The sequence below is a fragment of the Massilia sp. 2TAF26 genome, assembly GCF_052115005.1.
Lineage (GTDB): Bacteria > Pseudomonadota > Gammaproteobacteria > Burkholderiales > Burkholderiaceae_D > Telluria.
The window spans coordinates 1-9735 of the sequence record NZ_JBFRFV010000054.1; the positions used below are offsets into that span (position 1 = coordinate 1).

Sequence of the window (9735 nt, forward strand, 5' to 3'; positions counted from 1 at the left end):
TCGGTACCACCCCTTCCCATCCCGAACAGGACCGTGAAACGACTTTGCGCCGATGATAGTGCTGCAACCAGTGTGAAAGTAGGTTATCGTCAGGCTAATTATTCGCAGAAGCCCGCTCAATTCGATTGAGCGGGCTTTTTGCTTTTCTGGCGTGCCTGAAACCGCTTTCTGGTCCTCCAATCCGTCGGCCTGTAGCGATTTGCGGCACAATGCAGCTGTTGTCTAACCATCAAGGCAAACAGCATGAAAGAACAGGTTGCGAGGAAGGTCACCCTGGTCCGCGCCATCGAGACCGCGGATATCAAACACGAAGTCCTGAGCGACGACGACCGCATGTACGCCAGCCGCAGCGCGCGCGAACTCGCCCAGTGGTCCGCGGCCGACAGCAAGTCGGAACTCACGCTCGACCATTTCCTGGAGCAGCGCTCCGAGCAGATCCTCAAGCGTCTCGCCGAGCGCACCCCCGCTTTCCGCACTTTCCTGAACCGGCGCCCTTTGCTGCCCATGCTGTCGGTGCTGCTGCCCCTGTTCGCATTGATTGCCGGCGCCGCCATCGACCATATCGCCGATCCGCATCGCGTCGACCTGCTGTCGGCGCCGCTTCTCCTGATCATCGGCTGGAACCTGCTGGTGTATGTGATCCTGCTGGCCTGGCTCCTGATTCCATCGAAGCGCACCGGATGGGTCGGGCCCGAGTGGATGCGCAGGCTCAGCGTCGGCAAAGCGAAATTGCCGCGCAAGCTGCCGGCGCCGCTCACGGCGGCCCTCGGCGCGTACACGGTCGACTGGACCCAGCTCTCCTGGAAGCTGAACCACGCGCGCCTGAGCCGCACGGTCCACCTGTCGGCCGCCGCCTTCGCACTCGGCGCCATCATCTCGCTGTATGCGCGCGGCCTGCTGACGCAGTACGCGGCCGGCTGGGAGAGCACCTTCCTCGACGCCAATCAGGTGCATACGCTGCTGTCCTGGCTGTTCGCGCCGGCCTTGTTCCTGTTCCCGATCGAAGGCTTCAGCGTCGCCGACATCCAGGCCCTGCGCTTCGTACAGGAGCCATCAAGCGCCGGCGGCGCGCGCTGGGTCCACCTGTATGCCGCGACCCTGCTGCTGCTGGTGATCCTGCCGCGCCTGGTCCTGTCCCTGTTCGCCGGCTGGCGTGCGTCCCGCCTCGCGCGGCGCTTTCCGCTCGACCTGCAGCAGCCCTACTACCTGAAACTCGCCGACCACATCGGCGCCGGCCGCGGTCCCGTAACCCTGCGCGTGCTCCCGTACAGCTTCACGCTCGACGAACGCCGCGACCGCGGCCTGTCCGCAATCGCAGCTGCCATGTTCGGCGAGCAGACCCGTGTCATGCTGCGGCCCTCGCTGCCCTACGGCGAGGATCCGAAAGGCGTCCTGCAGGAGCTGCGGCCCGATACCGGTGATGCGACCGTGACCGCGGTCCTGTTCAGCCTGGCCGCGACGCCCGAGCAGGAAAACCACGGCGCGCTGCTGTCCGCGATTGCGCGCCAGCTGCCCGGCGGCGTGAGTGCGCTGGTCGACGAATCGGCGTTGACCGAGCGCGCCATGAGCCAGGATGGCGTCGATGCGCGCCTGGCCGAGCGCATCGCCCTGTGGCGGCAGTTCTGCACCTATCACCAGGTACCGGTGACCATCGTGAACCTGCTGCAGCCTGAAAAATACGCGGCTGGCAGTAATGGCCAGGCCGCCGCGACGGGGGTACGATGAGCGAGGGAGTCAAGGTCCAGTTCGCGCTCGTTTCGCACACCAATAACGGCAAGACCACGCTCGCGCGCACCCTGGTCGGGATGGACGTCGGCGAGGTGCGCGACGCCGCCCACGTCACGACCTTCTCGGAAGCCCACGTGCTGCAGACCACGGAGCAGGGCGACAGCCTGCTGCTGTGGGATACGCCAGGCTTCGGCGACTCGGTACGCCTGCTCAAGCGGCTGGCGATGTCGGGAAATCCGATCGGCTGGTTCCTGCGCGAAGTCTTCGACCGCTACCGCGACCGTCCGTTCTGGCTCAGCCAGCAAGCCTTGCGCGCCGCGCGCGACGAGGCCGACGTCGTGCTCTACCTGGTGAATTCGAGCGAGCACCCGCGCGATGCCGGCTACCTGCCGCCCGAGATGCGCATCCTGGAGTGGCTCGGCAAACCGGTCGTGGTCCTGCTCAACCAGCTCGGGCCGCCGCGGCCGTCGGCCGAGGAACAGGCCGAGCAGGCGCTATGGAAGCAGCACCTCGACCAGTACACTATCGTGCGCGAAGTGCTGGCCCTCGACGCCTTCGCACGCTGCTGGGTGCACGAACACGTGTTCTACGAAGCCGTCGGCAAACTGGTCCCGGAGCCCAAGCGCGCCGGCTACGGCCGCCTGCGCGCGGCCTGGGAAGCGAACAATCTGGCGCGCTACCACGACTCGCTGCGCATCACCGCCGAGCAACTGGCGGCGGGCGCGCGCGACAGCGAAGCCATTCCCGAGGAAGGCGGCGGCCTGCTGCAGTCGGCGCTGAAGGCGGTCCGTCTCGGTAAATCCGATGCGCGCCGCCAGGAAGCGGCGATGGCGCGGCTGGTCGAGCGGCTGGAAGAGAGGATCGCCCAGTCGACCACGCGCCTGCTGACCCTGCACCGCCTCGACCCCGGCCAGGCGGCCCGCATCAATGCCCGCGTGCGCGACAACTTCAAGGTCCGTGCGCCGCTCGACAAGACCCAGGCCGGCCTGCTCGGCGCGGTCGTCTCGGGCGCGGCGACGGGACTGTCGGCCGACCTGATGGCCGGCGGCCTGACCTTGGGCGGTGGCGCGCTGCTGGGTGCGATCGTCGGTGCGCTGACGATGGCCGGCGCGGCCTGGGGCTTCAATACGACCACCGACCGCAATCGCCCGACGGTGCAGTTCGCGCCGCCCTTCCTGCGCACGCTGATGGTCGGCAGCATCCTGCGCTACCTGGCGGTCGCCCACTTCGGACGCGGGCGCGGGAATTTCGTCGAAGGGGAGGCGCCGCCGTTCTGGCAGGCGGCGGTGGAGGAGGCCCTGCAGGCGCATTGCCCGGACGTGGAGCGTTTCTGGGCGGAGGTGCGCACGCAGGACGAGCAGGACGCCGGACGCCTGTACGGCCTGCTCGTCAAGGTCGTCGACGACGTGCTGGAACGCCTCTACCCCGGCGTGCACATCTCCGCCGCCTAGAAGCGGTACTGCATGCTCGCGCCGAGCACCCAGTTGCGGCCCGGCGCGGCTTCGTAGTAGCGGCGGTTGCTGTCGCCGACGATCACCGAGCCGATGTAATTGCGGTCGAACAGGTTGTTCACGCGCGCATACTCCTTCAGCCGCCAGGAGCCGAGCTGCTGCTGCGCCTGCACCCGCAGGTTGGCGATCATATAGCCCGGCGCCGGCATGGCCTGGTTGGCGTCGTCCGGATACATCCTGGTGTTCGCGATGGTCTCGAATGCGGCGCCGTAGCGGTCGGCGCTGTCCTTCCAGCCGAATTCGCCGTACAGGCCGGCGTTCGGCACGCCCGGCAGGCGGCTGCCCGCGAGGACGCTGCCGAAGCCTTCGTCGTACACGGCGCGCAGCACGCTCAGGGCCAGCCTGGCGTTCCAGTTGCGCCGCCATTCGGCGTCCAGCGAGAGTTCTCCGCCCTGGCGCAGGGTCGCGCTGGCGTTCCGGTAGCTGGTGCGTCCGCCCGACGAACTGTCGACCACGAGTTCGTCGCTGGTCTTCACCTGGAACACCGCGGCATTGATGCGCACGCCCTCGAGAGGCATGGCCTTCACGCCGAATTCCAGGTGGGTGCTCTGGGCCGGCGCCAGCGAAAAATTGAAGCCGCCGCCAGTGCCCGAGTAGAACACCTCGTTCAGGGTCGGGGTCTCGAAGCCGCGCGCCGCGCTGGCGTAGAGGTTCAAACCCGGGTTGATCTTGTACAGCACGCCGAGCAGCGGCGTCGTGTGGCGGTAGCTGACGCTGCCACTGTCGTTGCCGTTGGAGAGATAGCGGTCTTCCACGTCGAAGTCGACCCGGCTGTGGCGCAGGCCGGCGCTCAGCACCCAGGGGCCGCGCTCCCATTCGAACTGCGCGTAGGGATCGAGGTTCCTGACCTTGTCTTTCTCGTCGCGGCGCAGGCGGCCCTGCACGCCGAACTGGGTGCCGACGAAGTTCTCGTAACCCTTGCGGTCGTCGTCCGAGGCGCCGGCCTCGATGCCGAAGGTGGAGCGCAGCGTGCCGTCGAGGAGGGGACGGGACATGGTCCAGTTGGCGTCGATGCCGTGGAAGTCGCGCTGGAAATCGACCACGCCGCCCGAATGGCTGGCCGGTGCCTGGAAGGCTTGCGAGAAAGCCTGGTACTGGATCACCCGGCGGTTGCCGACATAGGCCGTCACGCGCAGCCGGTCGCTGCCGAAGCGCTGTTCCCAGGTCGCGCCCAGCTGCTGGTGGTCGATGCTCTTGCGTGTGTTGTAGCGTTCGGCGAAGGTGCGCTGCGGCGTGCGCGGATCGCTGGTGTCGATCTCGCCCGCGCGCGGGTCGCGCTGCCAGGTGGCCCAGGTGACGCCGAGCGGATCCTGGGTATCGTCCTGGTTCAGTGCGCCGGCGACCAGGGTCAGCTTGCTGGTCGTGCTCGGCGCGAAGCTGAGCTTGGCATAAGCCTGGTCGCGCCGGGCGGCGCTGTGGCTGCGGTAGCCGTCGGTGTCGAAACGCGATGCATCCAGCAGGTAGCCGACGCCGCCGGCGCTGCCGCTTGCGTTCAGGTCGGTCTTGCGGCTGCCGTAGCTGCCGCTGCTGACGTTCAGTTCGACTTCCGGCGCGCCTTTCGGCTCGCGCGTGAACAGCTGGATCACGCCGCCGGAGTGGTTGCCGTACAGGGCCGAGAAGGGGCCGCGCAGCACTTCGATGCGTTCGGCCAGGTCGAGGTCGAAGGTGGCGGCCTGGCCCTGGCCGTCGGGCATGGTGGCCGGGACGCCGTCGGCGATCAGGCGCACGCCGCGCACGCCGAAGGCCGAACGGGCGCCGAAGCCGCGCGAAGAGATCTGCAGGTCCTGCGCATAATTCTGGCGATTCGCCACCACCAGGCCCGGCACCGCGGACAGGGCCTCGGAGACGTTGACGCGCGGCTGGCCGGCGCCGATGCGGTCGGCCCCGATCACGTCGATCGAGGCCGGCAGGTCGAAGCTGAGTTGTTCGGTGCGGCTGGCCGTCACCACGACGACCGGAACAGTCGCGTTCGCGTCGGCATCGGCCAGGGCGAACGGTGCGTAGACAGCGGACAGCGCCGCGATGATGCTGGAAGCAAGGGCGTGACGTTTCATCTTTTCTCCGTTATTCCGGCACGAACTATACCCGCCGGACGGGAACTCCGTTGTCCGCTTGCTCATTCGCACTGTGTCAATCTGGAGCAGGTGTCACAACAGGTGACGCAGGTCGGGCTTGCCTTGCCCGCGTCTTCCCCTCTTGGCGATGCCGCGCAAGGGCTGGCATGGCGCTTGCGAGAGAAGGGGTTCCACACAACCACAACGAAACAAGAGGATGACATGAATCTTGCAGACATCAGCAAACTCGGCGTCGCCAGCCCCTTCCGCCAGCGCTACGACAACTACATCGGCGGGGCCTTCGTCCCACCGGTGAAGGGCGAGTACTTCGCCAACGTGACGCCGATTACCGGCCAGCCTTTCTGCGAGGTGGCGCGCTCCAGCGCGGAAGACATCGACGCCGCGCTCGATGCCGCCCATGCCGCCAAGGAGGCCTGGGGCAAGACCTCGCCCGCCGAACGCGCCAACATCCTGAACAAGATCGCGGACCGCATGGAGCAGAACCTCAAGATGCTCGCGACCGCCGAGACCATCGACAACGGCAAGCCGATCCGCGAGACCATGGCGGCCGACATTCCGCTGGCGATCGACCACTTCCGCTACTTTGCCGGCTGCATCCGCACCCAGGAAGGTGCGATCTCGACCATCGACCACGAGACCTATGCCTACCACTTCCACGAGCCGCTGGGCGTGGTCGGCCAGATCATCCCCTGGAACTTCCCGATCCTGATGGCGGTGTGGAAGCTGGCGCCGGCGCTGGCGGCCGGCAACTGCGTGGTGCTCAAGCCCGCCGAACAGACCCCGGCCTCGATCATGGTGCTGATGGAGCTGATCGCCGACCTGCTGCCGGCCGGCGTGATCAATATCGTCAACGGCTATGGCCTGGAAGCCGGCAAGCCGCTCGCGTCCAGCAAGCGCATCGCCAAGATCGCCTTCACCGGCGAGACCGGCACCGGCCGCCTGATCATGCAGTACGCGGCCCAGAACCTGATCCCGGTCACCCTGGAGCTGGGCGGGAAGTCGCCGAACATCTTCTTCGAAGACGTGATGGCGGCTGACGACGAGTTCTTCGACAAGTGCCTGGAAGGTTTTGCGATGTTCGCGCTGAACCAGGGCGAGGTCTGCACCTGCCCGTCGCGGGTGCTGGTGCAGGAATCGATCTACGAGAAGTTCATGGAGCGCGCGCTGGCGAGGGTCGCCCAGATCAAGGCCGGCAATCCGCTCGACGCCAACACCATGATCGGCGCACAGGCCTCGCAGGAGCAGCTCGAGAAGATCCTGTCCTACCTCGACATCGGCCGCCAGGAAGGCGCCGAGGTGCTGGCCGGCGGCGAGCGCGCCACCCACGAGGGCGACCTGTCCGGCGGCTACTATGTGCGGCCGACCGTGTTCAAGGGCGACAACCGGATGCGCATCTTCCAGGAGGAGATCTTCGGCCCGGTGGTCTCTGTCACGACCTTCAAGGACGAAGCCGATGCGCTGCGCATCGCCAACGACACCTTGTACGGCCTGGGTGCCGGCCTGTGGACGCGCGACGGCAGCCGCGCCTTCCGCGTCGGCCGCGCGATCCAGGCGGGCCGGGTGTGGACCAACTGCTACCACCTGTACCCGGCGCACGCGGCCTTCGGCGGCTACAAGCAGTCGGGCATCGGCCGCGAGAACCACAAGATGATGCTCGAGCACTACCAGCAGACCAAGAACCTGCTGGTGAGCTACAGCCCGAAGGCGCTCGGCTTCTTCTGAGGACCGCCATGGTCACGCCAGTCGACCGCGTGACCGCGACGCCGGCCGCACTCGCCTTCATCGGCGAGCTGCGGCAGCGTCACGGACCGCTGATGTTCTTCCAGTCCGGCGGCTGCTGCGACGGCAGCGCGCCGATGTGCTATCCGGAGGGAGAGTTCAACCTGAGCGACACCGACGTCTGCCTGGGTAGCCTGGACGGGACGCCCTTCTACATGGGCCAGGAGCAGTTCGCCTACTGGGAGCACACCCAGCTGATCATCGACGTGGTGGCCGGTAACGGCGGCATGTTCTCGCTCGATAACGGCACCGGGCGGCGCTTCCTGACGCGCTCACGGCTTTTTACGGACGAGGAGTGCGCGCTGCTGCGCGGTCAGCCGGTCAGCTAGTCCTGGGTAGCTTGCGATAAATCGTGTTGCGCGATATGCCCAGGGCGCGCGCGGCAGCGGAGACATTGCCGCCGTGGGCGTCGAGGGTGCGCAGGATGGCGCTCAGCTCCAGTTCGTCGAGCCGGCTGGCGGCCCCGGTGCGGGCCGGCGCCGGCGCTGGTGCGTTGACGGCAGCGCGGGCCTCCGCCGCTTCGTCGAGGAAATCGTCGGGCAGGTGGTGCAGGCCGATCTCGTCCTCGCCGCCGGCCATCAGGGCTGCGGTGCGCAGCAGGCTGGCGAGCTGGCGCAGATTGCCGGGCCAGGCATGGCGCCTGAACAGGTGCAGGACCTCGCCCGCCACGCGCCGGCGCCTGGTGCCGCCGGCCAGCATCGTCGCAACGAGGGCATCGAGGTCGCCGCGCTCGCGCAGCGGCGGCAGTTTGACGACCAGGCCGTTCAGGCGGTAATACAGGTCTTCGCGGAACAGGCCAGCGGCGATGCGCTTGCGCAATTCGTGGTTGGTGGCGCAGACCAGTTCGACGTCGAGCGCCAGTGGCCGCGATCCGCCCAGCGGCACCACCTTGCGTTCTTCGAGCACGCGCAGCAGGCGCGCCTGCAGGGCGAGCGGCATGTCGCCGATCTCGTCGAGGAACAGGGTGCCGCCGTGGGCCTGCATGATCCTGCCGGCGGCGCCCTTCCTGCGCGCGCCGGTGAAGGCGCCTTCCTCGTAGCCGAACAGCTCGGATTCGATCAGCGCTTCCGGAATCGCCGCGCAATTCACTGCGACGAAGGGACCACGCGCACGCGGCGAATCCTGGTGGATGGCCTGGGCCAGCCATTCCTTGCCGGTGCCGGTCTCGCCCATGATCAGGATCGGCACGCCCTGGCCAAGGACCTTCTCGACTTTCGCGATCGACTGCGCCAGCCTGGCATCGCCCGTGTTCAGGGCCTGCAGCCGGGAGCGCGGCTGCGGCGTGGCGGGCATGTCGCGCGCCGGCGCTGCGGGGGCGGGCAGGGCGGGGGCGTCGTTCAGCTGCTGCACGCCATGCTTCAGGCGCAGCTCTGCGCGGCCGCGCACCCGCACGCCGTTGTGCATGCACAGGTCGAGCAGTTCCGGCGCCGCGCTGCGGTAGTGATCGTAGAGGCTCGACAGCGGCAGGCCGAACAGCGAACTGAAGGTCTGGGCCTGCAGGGCCGGCGCGGACAGGCCGAGCTGGAACAAGCCGTTGCGGTTGGCGGCCAGGAAGCGGCCGCCCGGCGTGAACGAGGCGATGCCTTCCATGAGCGTGCCGATGAATTCCGGACGGGTATGGAAGTGCAGGGTGATCGCGTTCTCGTAGGCGGAGGCGAACAGCTGGTTCTCGATCATCAGCGCCGACATCCGCACCAGGGCCATGGTGTGCTTGTGGAAGCTGCGCCGGTCGCCGCTGACGTCGAGCACGCCGATCACCTTGCCGCGGTGGTCCACGATCGGTGCGGCCGAGCAAGTGAGGAAGTGGTTGGCAGTCAAGTAGTGCTGGTCGGCGTGCACGATGGTGGGCGCCTGTTCGGCGATGGTGGTGCCGATCGCATTCGTGCCCTTGCTCTCCTCGGACCAGTCGACGCCCGGCGTGAGGGCGACACGATTGGCTTTTTCCATGAAGTCGGCATCGCCCAGCGAGTGCAGGATCACGCCGCGGGCATCGGTCAGCAGGACCGTGTTATGCGTGTTGGCGATCTGCTGGTACAGGGTTTCCATCGCAGGCAGCGCATGGCTGTACAGCATGCGGTTCTGCTCGCCCAGGGCCGAGAGGGCGGAAACGGACAGGGGATCGAAGTCGGGACGGACGTCGGCGCGCAATCCGTAATGCTGGGAACGGCGGTGCGAGCTGGCGATGGTCGCCGGCAGGTGATAAGTCATTCCATGTCTCCTGGTTGGCCCTGGACCGCGGCTCTATCGCTGGAAGTCGACTATTGCCTAATGTAGCACGCAAGCGCGCGCTTGCCTCCATCGCGCTCGTTTCATTTCCTGTCTCGAAAGCGTCATGCTGCGCCTCGGTGTGAAGAACCTGCTAGAGGACGGGACGCCGGACGAAAGTCCGGCGTCCTGTTGCTTTATCGCCGCCGATTGCGCCGGGGAGGGCTTGCGCGCCCATATCCCGTTTGCTATAGTGCGCCTCCTGCTTCTGCAGCGCACGTCGAGATTCAACAACGAGTGCACACTGCAGAAAAGGATGAGTTGACGAGGTAAGCGAAACACTGCATAATCTCGCTTCTCTGCTGCTGACGAACAAAACGATTCGCCGGATGCAGCAAGGCAGTACCGAATACGATCTTTAACAATCAACAGTCGAT

6 protein-coding genes and 1 rRNA gene are annotated in these 9735 nt (G+C 66.9%); 5 read left to right on the forward strand and 2 right to left on the reverse strand.

What is annotated here, in order from left to right:
* The 3 genes from rrf to AB4Z32_RS27115 form a co-directional block, all read left to right on the forward strand.
* Nucleotides 1-95, forward strand: a 5S ribosomal RNA gene (rrf, locus tag AB4Z32_RS27105); the annotation flags it as partial.
* Nucleotides 96-243: 148 nt separating this feature from the next.
* A complete protein-coding gene (locus tag AB4Z32_RS27110; RefSeq protein WP_442124926.1) occupies nt 244-1725 on the forward strand; it encodes a DUF2868 domain-containing protein in 1482 nt (493 codons plus the stop codon).
* Nucleotides 1722-3179, forward strand: coding sequence for a GTPase domain-containing protein (locus AB4Z32_RS27115; protein WP_442124927.1), 1458 nt, complete (start codon nt 1722-1724; stop codon nt 3177-3179). Before AB4Z32_RS27110 ends, AB4Z32_RS27115 begins: the two co-directional genes overlap by 4 nt.
* Here the strand turns inward: AB4Z32_RS27115 and AB4Z32_RS27120 are convergent.
* Nucleotides 3176-5293, reverse strand: coding sequence for a TonB-dependent receptor family protein (locus AB4Z32_RS27120; protein WP_442124928.1), 2118 nt, complete (start codon nt 5291-5293; stop codon nt 3176-3178). The two genes, AB4Z32_RS27115 and AB4Z32_RS27120, sit on opposite strands and share 4 nt — an antisense overlap.
* Before the next feature lie 222 nt (nt 5294-5515).
* Here AB4Z32_RS27120 and adh point away from each other — a divergent pair, with 222 nt between their 5' ends.
* Both adh and AB4Z32_RS27130 read left to right on the forward strand, forming a co-directional pair.
* Nucleotides 5516-7036 carry an aldehyde dehydrogenase gene (gene adh / locus AB4Z32_RS27125; protein ID WP_442124929.1) on the forward strand — a complete coding sequence of 507 codons (1521 nt, stop codon included), beginning with the start codon at nt 5516-5518 and terminating at the stop codon, nt 7034-7036.
* A gap of 8 nt (nt 7037-7044) precedes the next feature.
* On the forward strand, nt 7045-7422 hold the full coding sequence (locus AB4Z32_RS27130) for a DUF779 domain-containing protein (protein ID WP_442124930.1): 378 nt from the start codon (nt 7045-7047) through the stop codon (nt 7420-7422).
* Here AB4Z32_RS27130 and AB4Z32_RS27135 read toward each other — a convergent pair.
* The gene (locus AB4Z32_RS27135) at nt 7415-9301 is read right to left on the reverse strand and encodes a sigma-54-dependent Fis family transcriptional regulator (RefSeq protein WP_442124931.1); all 1887 of its coding nucleotides are present in this window, start codon (nt 9299-9301) and stop codon (nt 7415-7417) included. The two genes, AB4Z32_RS27130 and AB4Z32_RS27135, sit on opposite strands and share 8 nt — an antisense overlap.
* Nucleotides 9302-9735: the final 434 nt, after the last annotated feature.

Excerpts from the sequence above, each read along its gene's own strand:
- AB4Z32_RS27110 (WP_442124926.1), top strand. The coding sequence starts at position 244 with ATGAAAGAACAGGTTGCGAGGAAGGTCACCCTGGTCCGCGCCATCGAG.
- AB4Z32_RS27115 (WP_442124927.1), top strand. The coding sequence starts at position 1,722 with ATGAGCGAGGGAGTCAAGGTCCAGTTCGCGCTCGTTTCGCACACCAAT.
- AB4Z32_RS27120 (WP_442124928.1), bottom strand. The coding sequence starts at position 5,293 with ATGAAACGTCACGCCCTTGCTTCCAGCATCATCGCGGCGCTGTCCGCT.
- adh (WP_442124929.1), top strand. The coding sequence starts at position 5,516 with ATGAATCTTGCAGACATCAGCAAACTCGGCGTCGCCAGCCCCTTCCGC.
- AB4Z32_RS27130 (WP_442124930.1), top strand. The coding sequence starts at position 7,045 with ATGGTCACGCCAGTCGACCGCGTGACCGCGACGCCGGCCGCACTCGCC.
- AB4Z32_RS27135 (WP_442124931.1), bottom strand. The coding sequence starts at position 9,301 with ATGACTTATCACCTGCCGGCGACCATCGCCAGCTCGCACCGCCGTTCC.